This is a genomic window from Paenibacillus sanguinis 2301083 = DSM 16941, from assembly GCF_000374825.1.
Lineage (GTDB): Bacteria > Bacillota > Bacilli > Paenibacillales > Paenibacillaceae > Fontibacillus > Fontibacillus sanguinis.
This window is the reverse complement of sequence record NZ_KB895385.1, coordinates 65977-91881: the sequence shown is the minus strand read 5'-3', so window position 1 is coordinate 91881 and position 25905 is coordinate 65977. Positions and strand designations below refer to the sequence as shown.

24 protein-coding genes and 1 pseudogene are annotated in these 25905 nt (G+C 48.9%); 23 read left to right on the top strand and 2 right to left on the bottom strand.

Annotation, left to right across the window (positions count from 1 at the left end; all coding sequences use genetic code 11):
* Nucleotides 1-189 precede the first annotated feature (189 nt).
* The 11 genes and pseudogenes from C557_RS0115810 (at nt 190) to C557_RS25190 (ending at nt 11243) form a co-directional block, all read left to right on the top strand.
* Nucleotides 190-2814, top strand: a complete 2625-nt coding sequence (locus tag C557_RS0115810) for a PBP1A family penicillin-binding protein (protein WP_018752864.1) — start codon at nt 190-192, stop codon at nt 2812-2814.
* A gap of 197 nt (nt 2815-3011) precedes the next feature.
* Entirely contained in the window at nt 3012-3578 is a 567-nt protein-coding gene (locus C557_RS0115805; protein WP_018752863.1) for a ribonuclease FAU-1 family protein, read from the top strand.
* Nucleotides 3578-4258 carry a YdcF family protein gene (locus C557_RS0115800; RefSeq protein ID WP_018752862.1) on the top strand — a complete coding sequence of 227 codons (681 nt, stop codon included), beginning with the start codon at nt 3578-3580 and terminating at the stop codon, nt 4256-4258. The genes C557_RS0115805 and C557_RS0115800 overlap by 1 nt, the downstream gene beginning before the upstream one ends.
* 111 nt (nt 4259-4369) lie before the next feature.
* Nucleotides 4370-5371, top strand: a complete 1002-nt coding sequence (locus tag C557_RS0115795) for an AAA family ATPase (RefSeq protein WP_018752861.1) — start codon at nt 4370-4372, stop codon at nt 5369-5371.
* Nucleotides 5372-5421: 50 nt separating this feature from the next.
* Entirely contained in the window at nt 5422-6675 is a 1254-nt protein-coding gene (locus tag C557_RS0115790; protein WP_018752860.1) for a methionine gamma-lyase family protein, read from the top strand.
* Nucleotides 6676-6757: 82 nt separating this feature from the next.
* Nucleotides 6758-7168, top strand: a complete 411-nt coding sequence (locus tag C557_RS0115785) for a MerR family transcriptional regulator (RefSeq protein ID WP_018752859.1) — start codon at nt 6758-6760, stop codon at nt 7166-7168.
* 5 nt (nt 7169-7173) lie between these two features.
* Nucleotides 7174-8529, top strand: a complete 1356-nt coding sequence (gene glnA, locus C557_RS0115780; protein WP_018752858.1) for a type I glutamate--ammonia ligase — start codon at nt 7174-7176, stop codon at nt 8527-8529.
* Nucleotides 8530-8701: 172 nt separating this feature from the next.
* Nucleotides 8702-9167 (top strand): annotated as a pseudogene (gene tnpA / locus C557_RS23635) (IS200/IS605 family transposase).
* A 234-nt stretch (nt 9168-9401) separates the two neighbouring features.
* Nucleotides 9402-10061, top strand: a complete 660-nt coding sequence (locus C557_RS0115770; protein WP_018752855.1) for a hypothetical protein — start codon at nt 9402-9404, stop codon at nt 10059-10061.
* 430 nt (nt 10062-10491) lie between these two features.
* Nucleotides 10492-10788 carry a hypothetical protein gene (locus tag C557_RS0115765; RefSeq protein ID WP_018752854.1) on the top strand — a complete coding sequence of 99 codons (297 nt, stop codon included), beginning with the start codon at nt 10492-10494 and terminating at the stop codon, nt 10786-10788.
* Between the two features lie 299 nt (nt 10789-11087).
* On the top strand, nt 11088-11243 hold the full coding sequence (locus tag C557_RS25190; RefSeq protein ID WP_018752853.1) for a hypothetical protein: 156 nt from the start codon (nt 11088-11090) through the stop codon (nt 11241-11243).
* 91 nt (nt 11244-11334) lie between these two features.
* Here the strand turns inward: C557_RS25190 and lexA are convergent, their stop codons facing one another.
* The gene (lexA, locus tag C557_RS0115755; protein WP_018752852.1) at nt 11335-11961 is read right to left on the bottom strand and encodes a transcriptional repressor LexA; all 627 of its coding nucleotides are present in this window, start codon (nt 11959-11961) and stop codon (nt 11335-11337) included.
* Between the two features lie 192 nt (nt 11962-12153).
* Here lexA and C557_RS0115750 point away from each other — a divergent pair, with 192 nt between their 5' ends.
* From C557_RS0115750 to C557_RS0115730, 5 genes are all read left to right on the top strand, one after another.
* Nucleotides 12154-12525 carry a LysM peptidoglycan-binding domain-containing protein gene (locus tag C557_RS0115750; RefSeq protein ID WP_018752851.1) on the top strand — a complete coding sequence of 124 codons (372 nt, stop codon included), beginning with the start codon at nt 12154-12156 and terminating at the stop codon, nt 12523-12525.
* A 240-nt stretch (nt 12526-12765) separates the two neighbouring features.
* Nucleotides 12766-12939 (top strand): DUF896 domain-containing protein, encoded by a 174-nt coding sequence (locus tag C557_RS24520; RefSeq protein WP_018752850.1) that lies wholly within the window; start codon nt 12766-12768, stop codon nt 12937-12939.
* Nucleotides 12940-12952: 13 nt separating this feature from the next.
* Nucleotides 12953-13489: a hypothetical protein gene (locus C557_RS0115740; RefSeq protein WP_018752849.1), complete on the top strand. Its 537-nt coding sequence runs from the start codon at nt 12953-12955 to the stop codon at nt 13487-13489.
* A 92-nt stretch (nt 13490-13581) separates the two neighbouring features.
* The gene (locus tag C557_RS0115735; RefSeq protein ID WP_018752848.1) at nt 13582-14382 is read left to right on the top strand and encodes an HAD family hydrolase; all 801 of its coding nucleotides are present in this window, start codon (nt 13582-13584) and stop codon (nt 14380-14382) included.
* A 60-nt stretch (nt 14383-14442) separates the two neighbouring features.
* Nucleotides 14443-14847: a FixH family protein gene (locus tag C557_RS0115730; RefSeq protein ID WP_018752847.1), complete on the top strand. Its 405-nt coding sequence runs from the start codon at nt 14443-14445 to the stop codon at nt 14845-14847.
* A gap of 91 nt (nt 14848-14938) precedes the next feature.
* On the opposite strand, the gene C557_RS0115725 is transcribed toward C557_RS0115730, so the two are convergent.
* Entirely contained in the window at nt 14939-15280 is a 342-nt protein-coding gene (locus tag C557_RS0115725; protein ID WP_040677154.1) for a DUF1304 domain-containing protein, read from the bottom strand.
* Between the two features lie 218 nt (nt 15281-15498).
* On the opposite strand from C557_RS0115725, the gene metH reads away from it, so the two are divergent.
* From metH to C557_RS0115690, 7 genes are all read left to right on the top strand, one after another.
* Complete coding sequence (gene metH, locus C557_RS0115720) at nt 15499-18936, top strand: methionine synthase (protein WP_018752845.1); 3438 nt, start codon at nt 15499-15501, stop codon at nt 18934-18936.
* Nucleotides 18937-19079: 143 nt separating this feature from the next.
* Nucleotides 19080-20009: a ribonuclease Z gene (rnz, locus tag C557_RS0115715; protein ID WP_018752844.1), complete on the top strand. Its 930-nt coding sequence runs from the start codon at nt 19080-19082 to the stop codon at nt 20007-20009.
* A gap of 231 nt (nt 20010-20240) precedes the next feature.
* Nucleotides 20241-21041, top strand: a complete 801-nt coding sequence (locus C557_RS0115710) for a TIGR01457 family HAD-type hydrolase (protein WP_018752843.1) — start codon at nt 20241-20243, stop codon at nt 21039-21041.
* A 36-nt stretch (nt 21042-21077) separates the two neighbouring features.
* Entirely contained in the window at nt 21078-21896 is an 819-nt protein-coding gene (locus tag C557_RS0115705) for an Fpg/Nei family DNA glycosylase (RefSeq protein WP_018752842.1), read from the top strand.
* Nucleotides 21886-22740 carry a deoxyribonuclease IV gene (locus C557_RS0115700; protein ID WP_018752841.1) on the top strand — a complete coding sequence of 285 codons (855 nt, stop codon included), beginning with the start codon at nt 21886-21888 and terminating at the stop codon, nt 22738-22740. Before C557_RS0115705 ends, C557_RS0115700 begins: the two co-directional genes overlap by 11 nt.
* Nucleotides 22741-22771: 31 nt before the next feature.
* Nucleotides 22772-24151 carry a cyclic-phosphate processing receiver domain-containing protein gene (locus tag C557_RS0115695; protein WP_018752840.1) on the top strand — a complete coding sequence of 460 codons (1380 nt, stop codon included), beginning with the start codon at nt 22772-22774 and terminating at the stop codon, nt 24149-24151.
* 200 nt (nt 24152-24351) lie between these two features.
* Nucleotides 24352-25893, top strand: a complete 1542-nt coding sequence (locus C557_RS0115690) for a serine/threonine-protein kinase (protein ID WP_018752839.1) — start codon at nt 24352-24354, stop codon at nt 25891-25893.
* Nucleotides 25894-25905: the final 12 nt, after the last annotated feature.

The window sequence follows — 25905 nt, the reverse complement described above, 5'->3', positions numbered from 1 at the left end:
CCTTATCCAGGCAGCAATCTCTTTTTAGTGTGTGTTCAAAAAGTCCGGTTTTCAGCACCAAGCTTATGCTTTCGCTGTGCGTTTACTCATAACGCCTGACAGATTGAATGAAGCTAGGGACTGGATAGCGGAGCGATAACTTTTTGAACTACCTCTTTTAGGCAGATTGGCAGGAAGGGAGTCAGAAACATGTCTAGGAAAGGTCCTTCAAGACTGCAAAGAAGTAGTCAAACCGAGAAAAAGCCAAGTTCGCCAAAGGCGAAGAGAAAAAGAAGGCTGTCGGTTAGAAAGGTATTATGGACTTCGTTTTTTACCGTTGCGTTTGCCATATTTTGTGCGATTGCCGGTTACATGTATATTACAGTCAGCGGCGAGAAGATTTTGTTGGAGAACCAGGATAAATTGACGGTATATGAAACAACCAAGGTTTATGATCGTACCGGTGTCCTGATGGGACAGCTCTCGATTGACAAAAGTGAGCCTGTGGAGCATGAGCAAATTCCTGAACTACTGCGGGAAGCGTTTGTTGCTACGGAGGATCGGCGGTTCTTCGAGCACAACGGGGTGGATCTGTGGTCCATCGGACGTGCAGCAGTCAAGGATATCGTGGCCCGCTCGCTGGTAGAAGGCGGCAGTACAATTACCCAGCAGCTTGCGAAGAACATCTTCTTGAGTGCTGATAAAACGTTCTTCCGCAAAGCGACGGAAATGTCGATTGCGATGGCTCTCGAACGGCATGAGACGAAAGAGGACATTCTCACGATGTACCTTAATCGCATTAACTTTGGGGGAACCGTTTATGGCATTAAGGCTGCCTCGATTCGTTATTTTGGCAAGAGCGATCTAAATAAACTGGAATTATGGGAAATGGCGACGCTCGCAGCGATGCCGAAGGCCCCTTCACGCTACAATCCGCTCAAGAATCCGGATTTATCCAAGGAACGGCGTGCCGTGGTGCTTGAGCTGATGTATCAGGAGGGCTATATTACCGCTGAGGAGCGGGACCATGCCAAGGCCGTAGACTACAATTACGAGCCTCCGGCAAGAAACCAAAGCTATCTTGCGTTCATAGATTATGTTGTCGAGGAAGCGGAAAAGAAATTTGGCCTGACGGAAGATGAGTTGAACCGTGGCGGCTACAAAATTTATACAACGATGGATGCCCAGGCGCAAAAGGCGCTGGAGAAGGCATTTGATAATGATGATTTCTTCGAGAAGAGCAAGGACGAGCAGCAGGTGCAGGCGTCTATGGTCATTATGAACCATGAGAACGGCAGCCTGGTCGCCCTGCTTGGCGGGCGCGACTATCAGCGTAAAGGCTTTAGCCGTCTGGACAGCCGCCGTCAGCCAGGCTCGGCGTTCAAGCCGATCGTATCCTATGCGCCGGCACTGGAATCAGGCAAGTTTACGCCAAATTCGCAGATTAGCAACGAGAAGCAGTGCTTTGGCGACTATTGTCCGAAGAACCTGCATGGCTATTCCAAGACCATTAATTTGACAACCGCATTAACCAAATCGGAAAATATTCCGGCGGTGTGGTTGTTGAATGAAGTGGGTGTTGGCACCGGTGTGAAATATGCCAAAGAGATGGGTATTACCATGGATAAGGACGACCGCAATCTGGCGATTGCACTTGGTGGCTTGACCCATGGTACCAATACGCTTGAAATGGCGGGAGCCTTTAGCGTTTTTGCTAATGGCGGCTCCTATAACCCGCCGTATTCCATCAAGACAATTGTTGACCACAATGGGGTGGAGAAATACAAATACAATGCGCCAAAGCCAAAGCGCGTGCTTAGTGAGCAGACCGCTTACTACATGACTTCAATGATGCAAAACGTGGTCAACGATGGGACGGGGAAACGCGCAAGGCTGGACCGTCCGGTTGCCGGTAAGACGGGAACAACTCAGCACGGTATTCCAGGGCTGAAGAGCAGCAAAAACCGTGATGTCTGGTTCGTCGGATACACGCCGGAATGGACCGGTGCGGTATGGATGGGTTACGATACAGCGGATAAGAACCATTTGCTGAACGGTAGCAGCGGTCAGACAGCAGCCCTGTTCGCTGCCGTAATGAATGAAGCGCTGAAGGGAGTGCCACAGAAGTCATTTCCGATTCCCGATAACTTGCAGCCGGTCAAAGAGGAAGAACCGGAATCGACGGCTCCTACAGGCTTAAGTGCTTCCTATAATGTGGATACGGGTGTAGTATCGCTGAGTTGGAATCCTGTGGAACAGGCGGATGTCGTATACCACATCTACCGTCGCGAGGCTACTGAGGAGCAATTCAGCCCGATTATGGATTCCGTTACGACAGAAGCCGAGGATATTAGCGTTACCTCGGGCACAGGGTATGTTTATTATGTGACAGCTTACGATCCTGTCAATGCTGTGGAGAGTGAGCCGTCGAATCTTGCTCAGGTATTGATTGAAGCCGAAGTTCCTCCAGATGGTGAAGAACAGACTGATCCGGGACTGGAGCTTCCGGAAACTCCAGAAATTCCGGAATTTCCTGATTACCCTGGAGCGGAAGATGGGGGTCAGAATAATGGCAGCGGCAACCATGGCACCCCTCCGGGAAATGGAGAAAATCAGGGCGGCCCGGGTGGTGACGGTCAGGGAGACATGAACCATGGCGGCAACAGCAATGGCAACGAGGGTCAAGGGAACGGGTCTGGGAACGGAGCCGTGAACGATGAATCCGAGCCAATGGATGGGGACGATGGGGGAAGCGCGCCTCCCCCTGAAGGAGAAGGGGATGGAGGCAGCAATCAGGGCGAGGTTCTGAATATGCCTGCCGGAAATGGCGGCTAACCCCCTGGCTTTACAGGCAAGGTGAACAAGTTGCCATTTGTGCTGAAGTGAGATAAAGCTGTGAAAACGAGACCCCTGGGAGCACGTAAGGTGCAGCCAGGGGTCTTTTTGCTGCAAAATGGGGCAGAAAATGTTTTTTGTGACTCTTTTTTAAATATGGTAAGCTGATATTACACTGTGTTGAAAGGGTAATATGTATGAAGCGAAAATTCGGAGACCGCGCAAATTGGCGCCGTGTGACCCAGCGTCAATTCAAGTCCAGATATGTGGAGAGCGGCATTTTTACGGGTTACGTGACGTTGTACAGCATCACCGCCTTGCGTGATCCGTTATGGAAGACATACGGAGGACATACGTTTCGTATAGCAGACAAGGGCTTTACCTGGTTGCAATATTATCCTAAAGGCGAGCATTTTATCGTTACAGCTATGTTTGACGATCATGGAGATATTGTAGAATGGTATATCGATATCTGCAAGACGCAAGGGATTACGGATCAAGGTGTTCCTTGGTTTGATGACCTGTACCTGGACATTGTGGTCCTGAAGAATCGGGAGACCTTCCTGCTGGATGAAGACGAACTGGATGAGGCGCTGACCAAGGGACAGATTACCGTCAAGGATTATGATCTGGCCACAGAGACTGCGGAGCGGTTGCTTCATGCCATTAAAGGTCAGCGTTTTCCGTATTTTGACCTGTCAATGGAGCATTATCGCAGCGGCTTTATGACTTCGGAGCCTTTTGAACCGGAAGGAAGTCTATGATGTGGAGACGACGGCGCAGCATGGAATATTCCATGGTTTCCACCGTAAGACGAGGAGGCAGCAAGCGTAAACGTCTGCTTCGCTTTGGATGGCTCATAGCGGTGCTTGGCATCTGCTGGCTGCTGTTTGTATTGGCGCAAATCGGTAGTATTGAACGCAATGCAGCCGCGATTACGCAGTCTGCCGAACCAGTGGATGTTGGTATTGTGCTTGGAGCATCGTTGTGGGGAGATGTGCCCAGCCCGGGCTTGAAGGAGCGCCTGGACCAAAGTTTGAGGGATTACGAGGCAGGCCGATTTGAATTATTCGTGTTGACGGGGGGTCTGGATACCCCTGAATCCAACGTCACAGAGGCGGAGGGGATGGCCAATTACCTGGAGCAGCATGGAGTGCCAAGAGAGAAGATGCTGCTTGAGAACGAGGCTACCAGTACCTATGAGAACCTTAAATTTAGTCAGGAAATAATGAAGGAACAAGGCTTATCATCCGCGTTGATCATCACGCATACTTTTCACGGGAATCGGGCGCTGGAAATAGCCAAAGCGTTGGATTACACCAATCCGAAGCTGTCTGTCATCAAGTCCAAGGTGTTAAAACCGTTCCCTAACACTTTCCGTGAGGTGCTGGCCTATTCAAAGTGGAAGCTGGATCAACTGGCGCTGGCGATTGGCCTGAAATAGCAAAACTTCTAATAACGGACAGGGAGAGAGAATACATTTAAAAGTGTGCTGCTTAAGCAGGAGCATATCGTGAATTTATTCAGCCCTACCCTTATAAAGAGGTGATTACCTATGTCTGGGCGTGTTATGGCCAGAAGCGGCTCCCCTGAGGAGAGACCTTCCCGGCAGATCAATGTCATCTTGCGCAGCAGCGAACCGCCGGTCGTTTCCCAAGCTGTACCTGATAGCGAACCACAGTCTGCTGCAAAGCCCTCACCGCAACAGGGCCTTTTTGCAGAAATTCAAAAAGAACTGGATCACCTGATTGGCTTGGATCATATTAAAGAGCTGATGTATGAAATTTACGCCTTGCTACAAATTGCATCGATGCGCTCTGAGGCGGGACTGCTGTCCGGGACGCAGGTTTATCATATGGTATTCAAGGGAAATCCGGGAACGGGTAAAACTACGGTAGCGCGCATTGTCGCCAAAATGTTTCAACGTCTGGGAGTACTCAGCAAAGGCCATTTGATCGAGGTGGAACGAGCTGATCTGGTGGGTGAATATATCGGTCATACGGCGCAGAAGACACGCGATTTGGTGAAGAAGGCGCTGGGTGGTATATTGTTTATTGACGAAGCTTACAGCTTGGCTCGCGGCGGGGAGAAGGATTTCGGCAAGGAAGCGATCGATACTCTAGTCAAGGCGATGGAGGATCACAAGAATCAATTCATTCTGATTCTGGCCGGCTATTCCGATGAGATGGACTTTTTTTTGGCTACTAATCCAGGCTTGCCTTCCCGCTTTCCGATTCAGATGGATTTTCCCGATTATACCATTGATCAGCTTATCCAAATTGCCGAGGGCATGGCCAAGGAACGCGACTATATTCTAATGCCGCAAGCCATACTCAAGCTGAAGCAGCATCTGCTGCGGGAGAAGTGTGAAAGCGAGCAAATATTCAGCAATGCCCGCTATGTTCGCAATGTTATTGAGCGTTCTGTGCGGCAGCAAGCGGTACGGCTGTTGAACCAGTATGCCGGTGGCTCGCCGGGAAGGCTGGAGCTGATGACAATTCGTACCGAGGACATGAAGCTGGACAAAAAGAGTGCATCAACGAACCCAATAGGGTGAACGGATTATAACAACAGGAACGAACCGGTTAAGGGAGAGGTAACTTAAGCATGGCAGTATTTGCAGAAGAAATCGTACATTGGTTGGAAGCCGCAGAACGGCAGGTAGAAGAACGTTTTCGAGATATTGACCGGATCGTCGATCAGAATCAATGGAAAGTCATCGAGGCATTCCAGCGCCATCAGGTTAGCGATTATCATTTTGCAGGCTCTACCGGGTATGCCTATAATGATCGCGGACGTGAGGTGCTGGATCTGGTCTATGCGGACGTGTTCGGCGCCCAGGCGGCCCTGGTCCGGCCGCATTTTGCCTCTGGAACACATACGATTGCCACCGCATTGTTTGGTGTGTTGCGTCCTGGAGATGAATTGCTTTATATTACAGGACGTCCGTATGATACCTTGCATAAGGTGATAGGAGAACCCGGGGATGGCAGCGGCTCGCTTCAGGATTTCGGTATTGCCTATGGCGAGACCGCCTTATTGCCCAGTGGAGGAGTAGATTGGGATGCCGTGCAAGCGAAAATGACCGAACGGACCAAGGTTATCGGCATTCAGCGGTCCCGGGGATATGACTGGCGCGACTCCTTTACGGTAGCTCAGATTGGTGACATGGTGGAGCGTGTAAAGGCTATCAAATCCGATGTGATTGTATTTGTTGACAACTGCTACGGTGAATTTACGGAAAAGCAGGAGCCCACACAGGTTGGAGTCGATTTGCTGGCCGGATCTCTCATCAAGAACCCAGGCGGAGGTCTGGCGGAGACCGGGGGATACATATGTGGCCGATCTGAGTTGGTACAGCTTGCCGCCTATCGCTTGACGGCACCGGGAATCGGCGGAGAGGTAGGAGCGATGCTGGGGGCCACACGCGGAATCTATCAGGGATTATTCCTGGCTCCCACCATTGTGGGACAAGCGGTCAAAGGCAGCATTTTGGCAGCCGCATTGTTCGAGCAGGCCGGCTTCGAGAGCCGACCAGGATGGAAGGACCCGCGGACCGATCTGATTCAGGCCATTTCCTTTAGTCAACCGGAGCAACTGATTGCCTTCGTTCAAGGGATACAGCGGGCGGCAGCGGTGGACGGTCATGTTGTTCCAGAGCCATGGGACATGCCCGGGTACGAACATCCGGTGATCATGGCCGCCGGAACCTTTATCCAGGGAGGAAGTCTGGAGCTTTCGGCAGATGCTCCCATCCGTGCCCCGTATATCGCCTATATGCAAGGAGGATTAACCTATTCACATGTCAAATTTGGCCTGCTCACTGCGCTGCAGACTATGAAGGATCGCAACTTGTTGTAAGTTATCCTAACACATCTATTGACATGTTAGGATAACTGACATATGATAGGTTCATGATAACTTAACTGGAAGGTTGATAGCGATGAGTGAGGAAATTCGCAGAAATATGGCCTTGTTTCCTATTGGCATTGTGATGAAGCTTACGGATTTGACCGCAAGACAAATTAGATACTATGAGCAGCATGAGCTTATCGTGCCTGCCCGCACGTCGGGAAATCAGCGGATGTTCTCCCTGAACGACGTGGAACGCTTGCTTGAAATTAAAGGACTCATCGATAAAGGTGTTAATATCGCAGGCATTAAGCAGGTGATGAACCCGATGTCCCGGGAGTCCCAGGAAGCAACTGTGATTACGAAGGATACGGAAGAGAAACGTCGGGAGATGACGGATTCGCAAATCTATCGTATGCTAAAGCAGCAATTGGTATCAGGAAGCAAGCCTGGTCAGGTGTCTCTGATCCAGGGAGAGTTGTCCCGTTTTTTCAAAAAATAATTTAAATGTTGGGAGAGGTTCGTGTGAGTTATTCGAAATACACCAAAGAAGACATTTTGCGCATTGCCAAAGAAGAAAACGTACGCTTTATCCGTTTGCAATTTACGGATTTGCTAGGGACGATTAAAAATGTCGAAATCCCGGTAAGCCAATTGGAGAAAGCTTTGGAAAATAAAATGATGTTTGACGGCTCCTCCATCGAAGGTTATGTTCGTATTGAGGAATCCGATATGTATCTTTTCCCGGATATGGATACCTGGGTTATCTTCCCTTGGGTTACTGAAGATCGTGTGGCCCGTCTGATTTGTGATGTGTACATGCCTGATGGGACGCCATTCGCTGGCGACCCGCGGGGTATTCTGAAGCGTGTCTTGAAGGAAGCCGAAGAGATGGGATATACGTCGATGAACGTAGGTCCTGAACCTGAATTCTTCCTGTTCAAGACGGATGAGAAGGGGAACCCGACAACTGAACTTAACGATCAGGGTGGCTATTTTGACCTGGCACCAACCGATTTGGGTGAGAATTGCCGTCGCGAGATCGTATTGACTCTGGAGGAAATGGGCTTTGAAATTGAGGCTTCTCACCATGAAGTAGCTCCTGGCCAACATGAGATTGACTTTAAATATGCAAGTGCAATTAAAGCTGCTGACCAAATTCAAACCTTCAAGCTGGTTGTTAAGACAGTAGCTCGCCAACATGGATTGCATGCGACCTTTATGCCTAAGCCTTTGTTTGGCGTTAACGGTTCGGGGATGCACTGTCACCAATCGTTGTTCAGAGACAATGTCAATGCTTTCTATGACGAGAGTGACAAGCTTGGTCTTAGTGAGGAAGCCCGTTATTACATGGCTGGTATCCTGAAGCATGCCCGCGCTATGGCGGCGATTACCAATCCGACTGTCAACTCTTACAAACGTCTGGTTCCTGGTTATGAAGCACCTTGCTACGTGGCCTGGTCTTCCAGCAACCGTAGCCCGATGATTCGTATTCCGGCTTCCCGCGGTCTTAGCACTCGCGTTGAGGTCCGTAATCCGGACCCGGCAGCCAACCCGTATCTGGCACTGGCTGTTATGCTCAAAGCAGGCCTTGACGGTATTCGTAGAGAGCTTCCGCTGGTTGAGCCCGTGGACCGCAACATTTACATCATGTCCGAAGAAGAACGTGTGGAGGAAGGTATTCCTAGCTTGCCATCAGATCTCAAGGAAGCACTTGGCGAAATGCTGCGCAGCGAAGTAGTTAGCGAAGCGCTTGGCGAACATGCCTTGACTCATTTCTACGAGCTGAAGGAAATTGAGTGGGATATCTTCCGTACGCAAGTGCATCAATGGGAAAGAGATCAATATATGACTTTGTATTAATTGGGGAAACCCTTGCGCCGTAAGGTGTGAGGGTTTTTTTGTATCAGAAAACCCCCAGTTCGACTGGGGGTTCAGGAAAGCTTATAGCTATGAGTAAAAATCCCTTGATTTATTATGATAAAATGATAGCCGGTCTGCCAACCGCATCATGAAATCAAGGAGGACAAGAGAAATGGATAAGAGCAGTCTAGCACATACCCGCTGGAACTGCAAATGCCATATTGTATTTGCACCAAAGTACAGACGACAAGTAATTTATGGGAAATTGAAAAGAGAAATCGGAAAAATCATACGAGAGTGAGAGAAAAGGTGTGGAGATTCATGAGGCGGAGGCATGCCCAGACCGTATACACATGCTGGTGAGTATCCCACCTAAGTTAAGTGTGTCGGAATTTATGGGATACTTGAAAGGAAAAAGTTCGCTCATGATCTTCGATAAGTTTGCCAATCTAAAGTATCGCTATGGAAATCGACAGTTTTGGTGTAGAGGATACTTTGTGGATACGGTAGGACGTAACAGGAAAGCGATAGCCGAATACATTCAGAATTAGCTAACAGAAGATAAGAACTACGAACAACTCACGATGAAAGAACTGTTCAACCCGTTTACGGGTGAGTCGGTAGGAAAGGGCAAGTAAAAAAGCCCCTTAAAGGGGCATGCCCGAGACCGCTCGCGGTTGGCAGACTTTCAGTGCGCCTTCTTAGGCGCTTGCTAGTACCATGCCCTTATAGGGCTGATGGAAGCCACCGGCTTAGCCGGTGGTTATGACTATATTCCCGTGCTATTTGGAAATAAAATAACGAAAAATTGTGTGTAAATAAAAAGTCGGTACGAAAGAAATTAATCAACAATTACATAAGGTGATGAAAAAATGGAAAAATTCAAAAATATTGAGGATTTTCTAAAGAAAAAATATAATATAAGGCTTCTTTCTTGGAGGAGTTCTTTAAACAAACAACATGAAATGAAAGAAGATCTAAAAAAGAGGGATTTAAATGAATTAAGGACATTAAAATCGGATGCCAATGCATTAAGCGAGTGGTATAAGTCCATTAGTTATGTCTTTTCGGTTTTAAGTTTAATTATCTCACTTTTTATAAGTATTGTTACTACGTCTAATCAGAACCAATTAAATTTTAATAATGCAATAATTGATGATATTGCTCAGTTAAGATTGAAAGGAATAGAGGAAGAATGGAATGTCTCTAAAACTAAAAAATCTCAAGGTGAAGAAATTATTTTAAAGACGGCAGAACTTAAAGGTGAGGAAATATTAAGGAATTTCAGAGAAATTACAATTTTATTTTTATCATTTATGATCTTGATGGTTTTTATATCAATAGTAATTTTATATACATCGCGAAAGTATTTTTCAATCAATAACCTAATTAATGAAGTAATTGAAGAAAAAAAAGAGGAACAAAATGATTTAATGGGAAAAAGTATAAATGAAGAAAAGGAAAGAGTTAAGCTACGAAATGATTATGAAAAAGTGCGAAAAGAACGTCTTGATCAGAAATATAACAAATGAATGGATAATTTGAACTTCTAGAACCTAATGATTTTTAAAAACATAATGGTAAGGAAATAGGGCAGAAACCACGAATAATAAGGGTTTGGAGGGTAAACGAACAAAAGGGCCGGAGCTGGCCTTTTGTTCGTTTACGGAACGGATGGAGGACATCAGACTGAAGGGCAGGATTTATTGATAAGGAGGCAATACCCGGGTAGAGGGGATTCAGATGTTAAGGCATACCGATTTTTGGAGAGTCGGGGTGTATCTCCCTTCTGATTCGTTAGAAACGGCTGCGGAAAGCATGAATATATCAAGGCACATAAAGAGTATTATCCGGAAGGTATGTGTTACTGATTCCAGAGGATATACGATATACTGCTGATATGACATTACAATGACTTACAGAATTGTATGAAAACACAGGAGAAGAATCTGGAGGTATATTATGACAGGTTATCCGGTTGAATACCGATTTGAACAAGGATATTTTCTTATTCATTACTCAGCGACGAAGTACAGAGAGGGGAATATTGCTGTTGTTAAATTGTTGGATCGCCCATTTGAAAATAAAATTGAAATGTTAATGAACAGAAAGTGTTATGTTTGTCCTACTCGTGAGGAGTTCTTGGCTTTTGATCCAACGACTAATGATAAGCCGGAGCTGCTGCATGTTAGTCACTCTATGGAACGAAATGCATTTAATCGAATGTGGGATACAATGAATAGTTATTTTGACAAATAAGAGTTAGGGGTTTAAATTAATACACGGTGAAGGTGACACAGCAATTCTTCACCCCTAAACCTGAAGCACCGTTTATTTATCGTTTTTATATACCCTTGTAATTTCTCATTGAGTTAAGGAACACAATGTAAATGGATATCGGTAATTCTGCGTTCTTATCAAAACTTTATAAACCAGCATATTCAGTTTGAAGGAAATAATTAATATCCAATGTAGGTAATTTTTTAATTTCTGAAAATGCTAAACATTTACATGATTTATTCAAAGATGGGCAACTTATAGCCAAGGAGGTTGAAGCTATGGCGATAAGTGAATTGAAGAGGTACCAACGGCGGCGCTCCAGACTAAAGTTATGGTGGGTATCGGAACGCTCCGGCTTGGGTTGGAGTACAAGAGGACGTCGTGAAAAAACGGGGTATACGCCCCAATTGCTGGATCTCCGCTGGGAGGAATGATGTGGGGAGGACAGCCATAGGATGGGGCTAGATGAGTATGATAACAAACAGGACAAAACGGATGGATCATCACGTTTTGTCCTATTTGTCATTAATGCAAGTCGCGGAACAATCCAATGACTTTGCCCAAAATCGTAACATGCTTCAGACGAAGGGGTTCCATGGAGGAATTCTCTGGTTGGAGACGAATATGGTCCTTCTCCTTGTAAAAGGTCTTGACGGTAGCTTCATCTTCTTCTGTCATAGCTACAACGATCTCTCCGTTGTTAGCTGTTTGCTGCTGACGGACGATGACGTAATCTCCGCTATGTATACCTGCTTCAATCATGCTGTCGCCGACGACGGCAAGCATAAAGATCTCTGCACCACCTGCATAATGCTCAGGGAGTGGAAAGTAATCCTCAATATTCTCTGTGGCGGTTATCGGCATCCCGGCAGTGACCTTTCCCACAACGGGAACACGAGCTACGCTATGAGAGAACAAGTTATAATTCTCCGAGTCCTCCTGACCTAGAAGCTCAATGGCCCGAGGCTTCGTTGGATCGCGCCGAATAAAGCCCTTCTTCTCCAACCGATCCAGATGTCCATGAACAGTAGAACTGGAGGCCAGTCCAACGGCTTCACCGATCTCACGTACGGAAGGAGGATATCCCTTAGCCCGCACTTCATTTCTTATAAACTCAAGAATAGCCTGCTGACGGCTTGATACCTTTGACATTTTCGGATCAACCCCATTTAGTAATGTTTGGGAAAATTATAACATAGAACTTCCGTTCGTACAAACATTAGTTCTAATTATGAGGCGAAAATAAAAAAGAACAAATGTTCGTAAAAAGATATTGAATCAAACAAATGTTCGTGATATATTCAAAGCATGAAATGAGAACATTTGTTTGGGGGTATGATTTTTATGTTGAAATATAGTTCTTATCGGAGTATCTACGAGCAACCCTCTTTACGTCGTCCCGTGGTTGAGCGAGTTTTACATAAGAGCACCTGGCCTAATCTCCGGTTTTTTCAAATGATTACTTTATTGGTTGTTTTGGTTGTCACTTGCACCGGCGTCGTAACGGCTTTAGCCGCTTCATCGGACGACAAGTCGATAGAGACAGAGCTTGCCCAAGTGGTTGTGATGTCGGGAGACACGTTATGGGAGATAGCTGTAGCTCATAAACCGGCAAATCAGGATACGCGTATTTATGTAGAGAAGCTGAAGCGGGCAAATGGTCTGGAGACCAGTAAAATTCAAGCAGGCGACGTTCTTTTACTTCCTACTCGATAAGATCACTTGGATGGATCAGAGGTAAGGATACAAAATGGATTTTTTTGAGAACAGACAAGTGGAGCATACATGTATTGTTTAGAGCTTGTTGGAACGAGTCTGGTGATGAACCAGCGCGCCTTGACAAGCTCTTTTTCTCATGTCAAAGTAGGAATTAATGCCCTATGTGATCTCGAAGTACCTGATTAAATTTTGGACGGTCGTAAGGGAAATATCATAAACGAATAGCAGGAGGAATTTATGGATATTGATGCCTTGGTACAACGAATCAATGAATTGGCTCGCAAGCACAAAACGGAAGGATTGACGCAGGATGAGGTGCTGGAAAGAGCCCAACTTCGGGAAACCTACCTGCAAAACGTGCGCAGGAACTTTCGGCAGCAGCTTGATTCCATTGAGATTGTAGATAAATAGGGAGGAAATGTAGATGGCTTCGTTTGACCGCAAAGTAGAGCGGAATCGAGTAAGAATGAATAAGAAGGGGAAAGGTCCGAATGTAGGACGCGGACCAAGCAATCCCAATTCCCGCAGCTCCTTGGGAGCCAATGGGGACGGGGATGTATTCAAGGGGCGCAACATTATTTTGCCTGTTGTACTGTTTTTGCTGGCCTTGATGTATGCTGTAGTGGGCTTTATGAGTGGCCCAGAGCAAGTAAGCTCGTTTTTGTATTGGACAACCATTATTTTGTATATGATACTTTCCCTTGCCCTTTATCTTCGCAAGCCATACCTGCGGATTAACAAGAGCTGGCTGTATACGTCAAAATTCAACCGCGACAAAATGCTGGACGCGGGCAACATTAGTAAAATTAAGGTTAGCGCGAACAAGATTGTGATTGAGCCGAAGACAAGAGAGCCTAAATGGGTATTTTACCGGAATCGCAACCGGTTTGATGTTGAAGCGATGGCTGCGCGACTGGAGTTATATGCCAACACACATCATGTCAAGCTTGAAAAAGAATAGTCTTCTATATAGGAGCCAGTTCCAGCTTCGTCCTGGAAGACAACTTTTTAAACAACCTCTAAAAGAAGAGAGAACCAGGGGGACACGGAAAGATGACGATCAAAGCGGTTTGTTTTGACTTGGATGACACATTGCTCTGGGATGACCGCAGTGTGAAGGAGGCCTTTGCGGCAACCTGTGAAAATGCAGTAAAGAAGGTCGGTACGGCGCTTCAAGCCGAGCAGCTTGAAGAAGCTGTTCGCCGTGAGGCAAGAGGGCTGTACGAATCCTATGAGACTTACCCGTTCACTACGATGATCGGCATAAATCCCTTTGAAGGATTATGGGCTACGTTCTCCGCGGGTGAACAGCCGGAGTTCCGCCAGTTGGAACAGCTTGCTCCTGTCTACCGTAAGGAGTCCTGGAGAAGAGGGTTGCTAGCTCTTGGGGTTGACAATGAATCGCTAGCGGAGGAATTGGCCGAACAGTTTGGTCGCGAGCGCAGATCCCGTCCTCATATCTATGAAGAAACGTTTGAGGTGTTGCAGGAGTTGAAGGGAAAGGTCAAGCTGTTGCTGCTGACGAACGGTTGTCCGGCACTCCAGCAGGAGAAGCTTGACGGGGTCCCGGAATTGGCACCTTACTTCGATGAAATCCTGATTTCTGGCAGCTTCGGGAAGGGGAAGCCGGACCCGTCTATTTTTCAGCATGCGATGGAATTATTGGACATTGATCCCCGTGAAGGATTGATGGTTGGAGACAAGCTGACGACGGACATCAAGGGAGCCCTTAGCGTTGGTATGAATGCAGTTTGGGTGAATCGCGAGCATAAATCGCGCAATGATGAGATCGTACCTGATTACGAAATTACTCGTTTAACGGAGCTATACGATATTATCGCCGGGCTAGAATAACAGACCAGCTTCCAGATACCGCATCAAAAGCATTGGCGATCGTGGAGAGGGGAATCGTTCATGAAGAGAAGCGGGTGGTTGCTGGCCGCTTTCATCTTGACGTTGACTTTGCTTGGCGGTTGTGCACGTACGGAATCGGCGGCAATGGAGAATTTCTCGCTTGTACCCATTCAGGTTCAAATTCAAGTAACGCCTGATTCAGTGCGGGTTGGAGAGACGGTGACATTCACGGCCACTGTCACCCATAATGAGGAGAGGATAAACGATGCTGATGAGGTTGCGTTTGAGTTCTGGCGTGAAGACGATACCGAAGAGGAGCACAGTCAAATTACGGTAACCTCTGCTGGAGACGGTACTTATGTGCTGGAGCAATCCTTTGATCAACCGGGAACCTACAAAGTGATCTCTCATGTGACAGCCAGGGATCAGCATTCGATGCCATCAAAATCATTTATCGTCCATTAATTCAATTCCAAAATACAACGGCGGTGCAGGAGTGATAATCCCTGCACCGCCGTTGTTGTCTACTATCTAGCTTTTCGGGGGAGGGTGGTAGTCAGGAGAAAATTACTAGCAGTAAAGCAATCAAAGCAGGTGCTCCTTGCTTCAGAATAATGGACCGCGAAGCTGTAGCCCCGCCATACAGTGCTGCAATCACGACGCACACAAGGAAGAAAATCTGGATTTGGGTCGCGAATTGTAGGTTAGGTTGAAGCAGCCCCCAGATGAGTCCTGCGGCAAGAAATCCGTTATAGAGTCCTTGATTGGCAGCCAGCGACTTGGTGGCTTGGGCAAGCTCCGGTGTGGTGCCGAAGGTTTTCATTGTACGTGGATTTGTCCATAGGAACATCTCCATTATAAGAATATAAATATGCTCGATGGCTACAAGGGCCACCATAATTGTGCTGATCAATCAGATCACCTGGCTTTCTAATGATTCAATGGCAGAGGATTTGCTATTTCATTATAATGGCTTCGGCATAAAACACAAACCGATATGGATTGACCGACAGGAACAGGCACATGGATTCTCCCGAATGGATAGGCTGTACCTCTTTTCTTCAACGCTTCATTCTGTTAAACTAAATCTTAACGTTTTACGGGAGGGACAGGATCATGAGTAAACCAAGCCTGCTTGAAAGAATAAAAGAGCGAATTCTAATCCTTGATGGTGCGATGGGCACTATGATTCAGCAGGAAAATCTGGCTCCTGCCGATTTTGGTGGAGAAGACCTGGATGGTTGCAATGAGATGCTCGTGCTCACTCGTCCGGACATTATTCGGGGAATCCATGAGAAATACCTGGCGGCTGGAGCCGACTTGATTGAGACCAATACGTTTGGCGCGGCTTCTGTCGTGCTGGCTGAATACGATATATCGGATAGAGCCCGCGAGATTAATCTGGCAGCCGCCAAGCTGGCGATTGAAGCCGCTGAAAAATATAGCACACCAGAGCATCCGCGTTATGTGGTAGGAATTTTGGGGCCAACAACCAAGACCTTGTCTGTTACCGGGGGGGTTACCTTTGACGGTCTGACAGACAGCTATGAGGAGCAGGTCGTTGCCCTGATGGATGCCGGGGTAGATGCGCTTATGCTGGAGACCTCGCAGGATACACTTAATGTGAAGGCAGGAAGCATTGCGATAACGCGGGCTTTTGCCAAGACAGGAAAGACCTTGCCGCTTATGATCTCCGGGACGATCGAGCCGATGGGAACGACGCTGGCCGGGCAAAATATTGAGGCCTTCTACATTTCCCTGGAACACCTGAAGCCCATTTCTATCGGACTTAATTGTGCAACCGGCCCGGAATTTATGCGCGATCATATTCGTACGTTGTCAAGTATCGCCAAAGCAGCGGTAAGCTGTCATCCCAATGCAGGGCTTCCCGACGAGAACGGACATTACCATGAATCACCGGATTCGCTTGCCCGCAAGATGTCGGCCTTTGCCGAGTCGGGCTGGTTGAACATTGCCGGTGGCTGCTGTGGCACAACCCCGGCCCATATCGAAGCCCTGGCTAAAACGCTGAGCAAGCATCGCCCGCGTGAATTGGCTGGGAACCATTCGCCGGCCTTATCCGGCATTGAGCCAGTATACATTGAATCGGCCAATCGTCCGTACCTTGTCGGGGAGAGAACAAATGTTCTGGGTTCGAGAAAATTCAAGCGTTTGATTGTTGAAGGTAAATATGAGGAAGCTTCTGAAATCGCCCGTGCCCAGGTCAAGAACGGCGCCCAGGTCGTTGATGTCTGCGTGCAGGACCCGGATCGTGATGAAGCTGAGGATATCAAGAAATTTCTGGAGCTGGTGGTCAAGAAGGTAAAGGTACCGCTGATGATCGACACTACCGATCCGAAGGTGCTTGATTTGGCCTTGCAATATTGCCAGGGCAAATCGATCATTAACTCCATTAATTTGGAGGATGGCGAAGAGAAGTTCGAGCAGGTAACTCCGATCCTTCATAAATACGGCGGAGCCGTCGTTGTAGGGACGATTGACGAGCGTGGACAAGCCATTACTCGGGAAGACAAACTGGAAGTAGCCAAACGCTCTCATGATCTGCTGGTGCATAAATATGGACTAAATGCTGAGGATCTGATTTTCGATCCGCTTGTTTTTCCGGTTGGGACAGGAGATGAGCAATATATCGGATCCGCCAAGGAGACGATTGAAGGCATCCGTCTGATTAAAAAGGCCATGCCGCAAGTGCATACTGTGCTGGGTATCAGCAACGTATCGTTTGGCTTGCCGGAGGCTGGCCGCGAGGTGTTGAATTCAGTATTCCTGTACGAGTGCACGAAGGCTGGGCTGGATTATGCCATCGTTAACACGGAGAAGCTGGAGCGTTATGCCAAGATCTCTGAGGAAGAACGCCGTTTGGCCGAGGAGCTGATCTATAACACCAACGATGAGACGTTAGCCGCCTTTGTCGCTGCTTTCCGGAATAAGAAGGTCGAGAAGGTTGAGAAGGCCGTGAACTTGACATTGGAAGAACGTCTGGCCTCTTATGTCGTTGAGGGCACCAAGGAAGGGCTTATCCCGGATTTGCAGGAGGCCCTGAGCCGCTATACTGCGCTGGAGGTCATTAACGGCCCGTTGATGGCCGGGATGGAAGAGGTAGGCCGCTTATTCAATAATAACGAGCTAATCGTAGCGGAGGTCCTGCAAAGCGCTGAGGTCATGAAGGCTTCGGTTGCTTTCCTGGAGCCGTTTATGGAGAAGAACGAAAGCAGTGTAAAAGGCAAAATACTGCTGGCTACGGTGAAGGGCGATGTGCATGACATCGGCAAAAATCTGGTGGAGATCATCTTGTCCAATAATGGTTACAATATCGTGAATTTGGGTATAAAAGTACCACCGGAGCGCATTATCGAGGCTTACCGGGAAGAGAAGGCGGATGCGATTGGCCTTTCCGGTTTGTTGGTGAAATCAGCTCAGCAAATGATTACAACTGCGCAGGATTTGCGCAATGCCGGCATCGATGTACCGATCATGGTGGGCGGTGCAGCATTGACACGCAAATTTACCAAGACGCGCATCCGGCCTGAATATAACGGAATGGTTGTGTATGCCAAGGATGCCATGGATGGTCTGGATCTGGCTAATAAGCTGATGGACCCGGCTATCCGTGAGCAGATGCGTCTGGAAATGGAAGCGGAGAAGGAAGCGGACCGGGTGGTTGCTGTTGCCGAGCCGCTGCCTGCATTAACCCGTGTGGAGCGCTCCAAAGTTTCAGCAGATGCCCCGGTGTATCTTCCGCCTGATTTAAATCGGCACGTCCTGCGGCAGTATCCAATTGGACATATTACCCCTTACATTAATATGCAAATGCTGCTGGGGCATCATCTTGGTTTACGTGGCTCTGTGGAGCAATTGCTGGCTGCCGGAGATGCCAAGGCCGTGCAGCTTAAGGAAACGGTAGACCAGATTTTACTGGAAGCCATAACGGACGGAATTGTGCGCACACAAGCGATGTATCGCTTCTTCCCGGCACAGTCGTCCGGCAATGACATCCTTATCTATGATCCGGCGGATACCAGCAAGGTGCTAAAGAAATTCAGCTTCCCACGGCAAAAGGTGGAGCCGTTCTTATGCTTGGCCGACTTCCTGAAGCCGGTGGACAGCGGTGTAATGGATTATGTGGGTTTCCTTGTGGTTACGGCAGGACAGGGCATACGCGAGTTATCGGAGAAGTGGAAGGAGCAGGGAGAATATCTGCGCTCCCACGTGCTGCAAGCCGTTGCTTTGGAACTTGCCGAGGCGTTGGCGGAGCGTGTCCATCATATGATGCGGGATACCTGGGGATTCCCGGATCCGGCAACCATGACGATGAAGCAGCGCCATGGCGCGCGTTATCAAGGCATTCGCGTATCCTTTGGTTATCCGGCATGTCCGGACCTGGAGGATCAGGGGCCGTTATTTGAATTAATGCAGCCACAGGATATCGGTGTCACCCTTACCGACGGCTTCATGATGGAACCGGAGGCCTCGGTCTCGGCCATGGTGTTTGCTCATCCGGAGGCTCAATACTTCAATGTAGACAAAACCTAAGCCTAAAACGCACGTCGGAAGCATAAGCTTTGGGGCTGAAAATTTTAATTTTTGAACACTTATTTTAAAGTATGCATCTTGGAAACCCTCCGAAATTCGGAGGGTTTCAGCGGTTTAATTTATCAAGCGAGAGGACGATCGGCATGGAACTTTACTTTTTAGGAACGAATGCAGGCGTTCCGTCGTTGGAGCGGAATGTGACCTCAGTGGCTTTACGCCTGCTTGAAGAAAGACGTTCCCTCTGGCTGTTCGATTGCGGCGAAGGCACGCAGCATCAAATACTGCGTTCTCCGCTCAAATTGAGCAGATTGGAACGCATCTTTATCACTCATTTGCACGGTGACCACTTATTTGGCTTGCCCGGGCTGATCTCGAGCCGTGCCTATCAAGGCGGTGATACACCGCTGGTTATATACGGACCAAAGGGCTTGAAGCAATTCGTAGATACGGTGCTTGCGCTAAGTGAATCCCGCATCAATTACAAGCTGGACATCGTGGAGCATGACGGGGGCATTATCTACGAGGATGATACCTTTCGGGTAGAGTCGGCTTTGCTGGAGCATCGCATCGATAGCTACGGCTACCGGATCATAGAGAAGGATTTGCCGGGCAAGCTAGATGCGGCTGTGTTGGCTCGGCATGGTATCCGTCCGGGGCCCTTATATGGACGACTGAAGAAGGGGGAAAATATTACGACTCCCGATGGCTCCATCCTGCAAGCCCAAGATGTGCTGGGAGCGCCCAAGGCAGGGCGGATTGTCACCGTCCTTGGAGACACTCGGCCCTGCACGGCCGTAGGGGAGCTTGCGTATAACGCAGATATGCTTGTGCATGAGTCCACTTTTTTGCAGGAGCTGGTAGAGACAGCCTATGAGTACCATCATAGTACGGCTTATCAGGCGGCACTCGCAGCCAAGGAGGCCGGTGCCAGGGGGCTGCTGCTCACTCATTTTAGCTCCCGTTACAAATCGGGTGATCAGTTGCTTCGTCTGCAGCAAGAAGCGGAGGCGGTATTCCCGGGAGCCGTATTGGCTCAGGAGCATGTGCTGTATCCCATTCTCAGACGAGTATAATTACTATTTTCCGGGAAAGCGCAGGAAATGACAGGCCGCTTCAAAGTTTGCCAGGCATAAGCTGCCTTTCCTCCAAGTGTTCGGGATAGTTCGACGAAATGCATGGTGAATGTGCATGGTTCCTGAGAAATATGGATTACCCGTCAATAAAGCGCAACGGAAAAGTTTGCCTGTTCGTATGTATACTAGGTACAATAATAGAGACATTGCATCATGGGAAGGATGAACATATTGCCACAGCTTTGGAAAGCCTTTCTGATTGATTTGGATGGTACGCTGTACCATGGGACAACGATGATACCGGAAGCGGATACCCTGATCTCTTTGCTGAGAAGCAAGGCTATTCCTTTTCTGTTCGTGACCAACAACTCCTCCCGTACCCCAGTGGAGGTGGCTGAGCATCTGCAAAGGATGGGAATTCCGGCTAGGCCGGAAGAAGTTTGCACCTCGGCAGTAGCGGCAGCGGAATATATTGCTGTGGAGATGTCGCAGCGCCGGGTAGCCGTGATCGGTGAGAACGGGTTGCGGGAAGCGGTCCGTCAAGCCGGGCTTACATTGGATGAAGAGCAGCCGGAGGTCGTGCTGCAGGGCATCGACCGGCAATTTACATATGAGACATTGACTCGTGCGGCACGCTGGATTCGCGGCGGTGCCGGGTATGTGCTGACGAATCCCGATTTGCTGCTGCCTTCGCAAGATGGCTTGATGCCTGGAGCCGGTACGCTGGGTGCGGCCATTCAGGCAGCAACAGGAGTGAAGCCTGTGATCATCGGTAAGCCTGAGGCGCCGCTAATGAATTATGCCATTGCTCGTCTTGGACTTGCGGCGGCAGAGGTGGCCGTAATCGGGGATAATATGCATACCGACATCGCCGCTGGAGTCCGTGCCGGTTGTGGTACAATTCTGGCGCTAACCGGGGTGACGACGGTTGATAATCTGCCGGACTATATCGAATCCTCCGGGGTACATCCGGATGTCGTCTGTCATACGCTGAGTGAGGTTGCAGAGCATATTAGACAGAGCAACCACTAATTACATTACTCTTATGAATGAAGGGAACGATGAACCATGCCGGAATTGCCGGAGATGGAAAATTACCGAATCCAGCTATCGCAACGAATTTTGGATACACCTATAAGCAAGGTTGTTGTTAATCGGGAGAAATCCGTTAACGTAGACACCGATATTTTTATCCGGGAGCTGACGGGGAGACAGGTTATTTTTGTTGAGCGCCGGGCGAAGCATCTGCTATTTCACCTCGATAACGGAAAAAGACTGCTGCTTCATCTGATGCTCGGCGGGTTGCTTTATCTGAGCGGGAAGGAAGACCGTCCCAATCGCACCACCCAGATTGAAATTACCTTTGGTGAGGATTTGGTGCTTTATTTTATTGGCTTGCGCCTAGGGTATCTGCATTTACATAGCGCCAAGGAGGCGGAGGATTTGCTGGCTCATTTAGGTCCGGAATTGCTGGACCGGAGGATGAACGAAGCACGGTTCACAGCCCTTCTGCGCAAACGGCGCGGCAGCCTGAAGACGACGCTGGTGAATCAGGACGTAGTAGCCGGCATCGGCAATTGCTATGCGGATGAAATCGCCTTCGCGGCCGGTCTGCTGCCGACTGTCAAGCTTCAAAGTCTGAGCGATGAAGATTTCTCCCGCTTGTACCAAGCAGTTCGTGAGGTGCTTATGGAAGCGACAGAGGCTGGCGGATATATGGAGATGCCGCTGACTCCGGATGATAAGCTGACGGGGGGAGCCAATGAGTGGTGCAGGGTATATGACCGGGAAGGAGAGACTTGCCCGCGATGCGGGGACCGCATTGTCAAAGGTGAAATGAACGGGCGCAAGGTGTTTTACAGCCCGGGCTGCCAGTATGACCGATGAACTCCAATTGGGGGGCCATGTCAGCATTCGGGACGGTTACCTCGGTGCTGCCAAATCGGCCCTTCACATGGGCGCGGGGGCCTTTCAGTTTTTCCCAAAAAATCCGCGCAGCCTGAAGCTGAAATCCTTTGACCTGCGGGACGCTGAAAATTGCCGGAGCTTCTGCTCCATGCAAGGTCTGGTCTCCGTCGCACACACACCATATCCCAGCAATCTGGCGGTCAACTCCGAGACAGAGCCGATATTATATCGCCAGATCGTGGACTCGCTGCGCAATGATCTGGACATTGCCGAGGCCTGCGGCTCAATAGGGATCGTTGTTCATTTTGGCATATTTAAGCAAGGAAACCCCTTACAAGGTTACCAAAATATTATACAATGTATAAATGATGTACTTTCTGACTGGAAAGGATCGGCAAAGCTGTTAATTGAGAACCAGGCTGGAGATCACGGCTTGATGGGGATGACGCTTGAGGAATTAGTGCAGGTACGCAAGTTATGCCGGAATCCGGAATACATTGGCTTTTGCTTTGACACGTGTCATGCGTTTGCTGCAGGAATGTGGCAGGGAGCAGCGGATAAGGGGTTTACTGACAAAGCTGAGCAGCTTGGCTATTGGGATGGCTTGTGCGTGATCCATTTGAACGATTCAAAATATCCGGTAGCTTCGCGTAAGGATCGTCATGCCCGTGTCGGTCAAGGATACATCGGGGAGGCTGGCTTCCGCCGCCTTCTGCAGATTGATGCGATCCGGAGGTTGCCGTTGATTATGGAGAGCGAAACCGGGAAAGACGGGACCTATAGAGAGGATTTGGAGCGAGTGAGGCGGTGGGTGGAAGCCTGAAGCTGAATACCGCGGGAAAGGAAGAACACTATTGATTCATGTATATATGGACGATTTTCGCAGGTGTCCGCAAGGATTTACGTTAGCGCGCACTACCGAAGAGTGTCTGGAACTGCTTCGCTTGACGGAGGTTGACATTTTATCGCTCGATTATGATATGGGCCCCGGCGAACCCACAGGAACGGAAATGGCGGCAGCCCTGGTTCGGGAGGGAAAGTTCCCGCGCGAAATTTATCTGCATACCTCCAGCATCGCGGGCAAAAAAAGCATGTACGAAATTTTATATCCTAACCTTCCGCCACAGGTGAAATTGCATAATGGGCCGATACCGTTCGAGCGGCTGGAGGAAATCGCCAGGAACTGCAAGGTGCCGCCTGAATCCAAGTGGATTTGTACGGCGAATCATGGCTTTGCTCCCTATGCGCAGGAGGAATTGCGCCGCGCCTTCGGCAGTGTAAAGAGCAAGATGCTGGTGCCTGGTGAAGTGTTTGTTGCTACATTGCAGGCTATACCGGAGGATGTCCATCATCGGCTGATCCAGGCACCACCTGTCTTTTTGCGTCATACGTTCCTTGTGGACTGGGAATGGTCTCCGCTAGAGCATGAGAGTAATGAAGAAGAAACCTGGCTTACTCCACTGCGTAAATATCTAATGGCTGATTTCCGGTTGCCAGCAGCCAAGATCGCGATACAGGCCCGAAAGTCAGAACAATCACTGTGGGCAGGCTCGGCGGCGGAGTTGAGAGATCGGTTGCAGGAGGAATTAAAAGATATAGCGGGAGCTGAGTTTGTCGTGCGAGAGGCTGATTGGATCATCTCGCTGTTTGCTTCAGGAGATCGTATATATGCAGGGGTGTCTCACCCTCAGGATAATTTGTCAGACTGGAACGGTGGAGCCGTCCGTTTCCGTAAGGAGGACGGGCAAATATCCCGTGCGAAATTCAAGCTGCTCGAGGCGGAGGTTGCCTTTGGCATTCCATTTGCTTCGTTCCATGAAGCGTTGGATATCGGCGCGGCTCCAGGGGGCTGGACTTCATTTCTACTAGAACGGGGGCTCAAAGTTACGGCAGTAGATACGGCCAAGCTGGATTCATCTTTATTGTCTTCGCCAAAGCTAACCTTCTTGCAACGGAACGCGAATAACGTAAAATTTAGAGAAAATCAATTTGATCTACTAGTCTGCGATATGAGCTGGAGCCCGAAGCTGACGGCAAGATTGGTTACAGAGCTGTTATATGCTCTGGCTCCGGGCGGAACAGTCGTTGTGACCGTCAAGCTGCTGACCAAGAAGCCGATGGCTTTGATTCAAGAGGTAACCGGGATGTTCCAGGAGGCCAGGCTACAGATTCAGCAAGCCAAACAATTGTTCCATAATCGCGATGAAATTACATTATATATGATTAAATATTAATGACATAAATTATATATTGAGATAGAGATTTTTAAAAAAGAGCTTTACATTTACTTCCTAATTGTTTTATACTGATTCCAAAATTATACATTGATCGTACAAAGGGAAAGCATCCCATGTCATTGTTTTGGCCTACTGGCCAGAGCGAGGATATGGAGGCTTTCCTTTTTTTGCGTGCGGTCGGAGAAGGAGGTTAACAGATGCGCTTCGATTCCAGGCTGGCTCCGGGGCAAGTGCTTGCCGAGCGTTACCGGGTGGAGCGATTGCTCGGGCAGGGTGGAATGAGCCGGGTCTATCTGGCAGCAGATTTGAAGCTGCGAGGCAAAGTGTGGGCTGTGAAGGAGTGCTTGACCCGTCCCGGGGAGCCCCTTCTGGTGGCGCGGGAGGCGGAGTTGCTCATTTCTCTAAACCATCACCGGTTGCCCCGAATCGTAGATTTTATGGATGCGGATCAGGATGGGTATTCGTATATCGTGATGGATTTCATAGAGGGTGTTCATTTAGATCGCTATGTAAGTGCAAAAGCTGAAAGGCTAACAGTGGAAGAATTAACCCGTTTTGGCTTACAGATGCTGGAAGGCTTGCAATACTTGCATAACCATCAGCCACCGATTGTTCACCGGGATGTAAAACCCTCCAATGTGCTGGTAGACGGCAAGGGTCAACTTCGCTTTGTGGATTTTGGCATCGCCCGTATGTTTGCGGAGAGCAAGTCGGAGGATACTGTACAGCTTGGGACGCTAGGATTTGCTGCGCCAGAGCAATATGGTGGCCGGCAAAGTGATGCCCGCGCCGATTTGTATTCACTTGGGGCTGTTCTGCTCTATTTGGGGAGTGGCTGCCGTTATAGCATTTGGTCGCAGGAGGCAGCAAGTGCATTTCGTAGCCAGGGCTACGGCCCTTTGCTTGCTATCGTAAGTCGCTTGCTTAAGCAAAATCCGGAGGACAGGTATTCATCAGCCGAGATGGTGATCACGGCATTGCAGGATGCGATACTCCATGCTTCCGATAACCTCCCGGAGATCCATAGGAGGCCAAAACAAGCAACCGCTGCTGCTCATCCGCTCAGCGGCCGCACGCTCGTCATAGCTATGCTTGGTGTATCCTCCGGAGTGGGCACGACAAGTGCAGCCATCTCACTGGCACATATGCTATCCCGGCATTTCAAGAGGGTAGCATTAGCAGAGATGGACTCCAAAGCAACGGCGTTTCAGCTTCTAGCAGGTATGAGCGAGGAAGAACGGCTATCGGCACGGCCCAGTCCGAGCAGTATGTTTCGCATCTCTCGTGTAGTCTACACCAAGCCATGCACTCGATCTGAATTTATTGAATTGTTAACTCAAGGACTGGATTGCGTGGTCTGCGATTTGGGTGCTGCACGGAGTGCCGACTTGCTGGAAGAGTTCCGGCGTGCTGACTTACCGATTGTGGTGGGGTCCGGCGCAGTATGGAGAAGCGAGGAGCTGGTACGGTTCATAGAAGGCGCAAAGGCTGTAGGGAAGCTGCCTCCGGATTTGCGATTCTGTATTCCTTTTGCAGCGCCATCGATACTTCGCCGTTTGGGCAAATTGCTGCATACCAAGCATATCTATGGACTTCCCCCGGAGTTGGATCCCTTTGAGCCGGGAGCGGATAGCTCGGCAGTATTTGAAATGATCTGTTCTGATTTGCTGCCGCGCCTTGGAGGGTCCGCAAGAACGACCTTGCAGCGCATTATGTACAGGGTCAAGTTATTGGATTAAGTAAAAACAGTA

Bases quoted from the DNA above. Each gene is read 5' to 3' on its own strand.
- C557_RS0115795 (WP_018752861.1), top strand. From the start codon at position 4,370: ATGTCTGGGCGTGTTATGGCCAGAAGCGGCTCCCCTGAGGAGAGACCT.
- C557_RS0115705 (WP_018752842.1), top strand. From the start codon at position 21,078: ATGCCGGAATTGCCGGAGATGGAAAATTACCGAATCCAGCTATCGCAA.
- C557_RS0115700 (WP_018752841.1), top strand. From the start codon at position 21,886: ATGACCGATGAACTCCAATTGGGGGGCCATGTCAGCATTCGGGACGGT.
- C557_RS0115785 (WP_018752859.1), top strand. From the start codon at position 6,758: ATGAGTGAGGAAATTCGCAGAAATATGGCCTTGTTTCCTATTGGCATT.
- C557_RS0115725 (WP_040677154.1), bottom strand. From the start codon at position 15,280: ATGGTGGCCCTTGTAGCCATCGAGCATATTTATATTCTTATAATGGAG.
- C557_RS0115770 (WP_018752855.1), top strand. From the start codon at position 9,402: ATGGAAAAATTCAAAAATATTGAGGATTTTCTAAAGAAAAAATATAAT.
- lexA (WP_018752852.1), bottom strand. From the start codon at position 11,961: ATGTCAAAGGTATCAAGCCGTCAGCAGGCTATTCTTGAGTTTATAAGA.
- C557_RS0115790 (WP_018752860.1), top strand. From the start codon at position 5,422: ATGGCAGTATTTGCAGAAGAAATCGTACATTGGTTGGAAGCCGCAGAA.
- C557_RS0115735 (WP_018752848.1), top strand. From the start codon at position 13,582: ATGACGATCAAAGCGGTTTGTTTTGACTTGGATGACACATTGCTCTGG.
- C557_RS25190 (WP_018752853.1), top strand. From the start codon at position 11,088: ATGGCGATAAGTGAATTGAAGAGGTACCAACGGCGGCGCTCCAGACTA.
- C557_RS0115765 (WP_018752854.1), top strand. From the start codon at position 10,492: ATGACAGGTTATCCGGTTGAATACCGATTTGAACAAGGATATTTTCTT.
- C557_RS0115730 (WP_018752847.1), top strand. From the start codon at position 14,443: ATGAAGAGAAGCGGGTGGTTGCTGGCCGCTTTCATCTTGACGTTGACT.
- C557_RS0115740 (WP_018752849.1), top strand. From the start codon at position 12,953: ATGGCTTCGTTTGACCGCAAAGTAGAGCGGAATCGAGTAAGAATGAAT.
- C557_RS0115690 (WP_018752839.1), top strand. From the start codon at position 24,352: ATGCGCTTCGATTCCAGGCTGGCTCCGGGGCAAGTGCTTGCCGAGCGT.
- glnA (WP_018752858.1), top strand. From the start codon at position 7,174: ATGTTGGGAGAGGTTCGTGTGAGTTATTCGAAATACACCAAAGAAGAC.
- C557_RS0115800 (WP_018752862.1), top strand. From the start codon at position 3,578: ATGTGGAGACGACGGCGCAGCATGGAATATTCCATGGTTTCCACCGTA.
- C557_RS0115810 (WP_018752864.1), top strand. From the start codon at position 190: ATGTCTAGGAAAGGTCCTTCAAGACTGCAAAGAAGTAGTCAAACCGAG.
- C557_RS0115750 (WP_018752851.1), top strand. From the start codon at position 12,154: ATGTTGAAATATAGTTCTTATCGGAGTATCTACGAGCAACCCTCTTTA.
- C557_RS0115805 (WP_018752863.1), top strand. From the start codon at position 3,012: ATGAAGCGAAAATTCGGAGACCGCGCAAATTGGCGCCGTGTGACCCAG.
- rnz (WP_018752844.1), top strand. From the start codon at position 19,080: ATGGAACTTTACTTTTTAGGAACGAATGCAGGCGTTCCGTCGTTGGAG.
- C557_RS24520 (WP_018752850.1), top strand. From the start codon at position 12,766: ATGGATATTGATGCCTTGGTACAACGAATCAATGAATTGGCTCGCAAG.
- metH (WP_018752845.1), top strand. From the start codon at position 15,499: ATGAGTAAACCAAGCCTGCTTGAAAGAATAAAAGAGCGAATTCTAATC.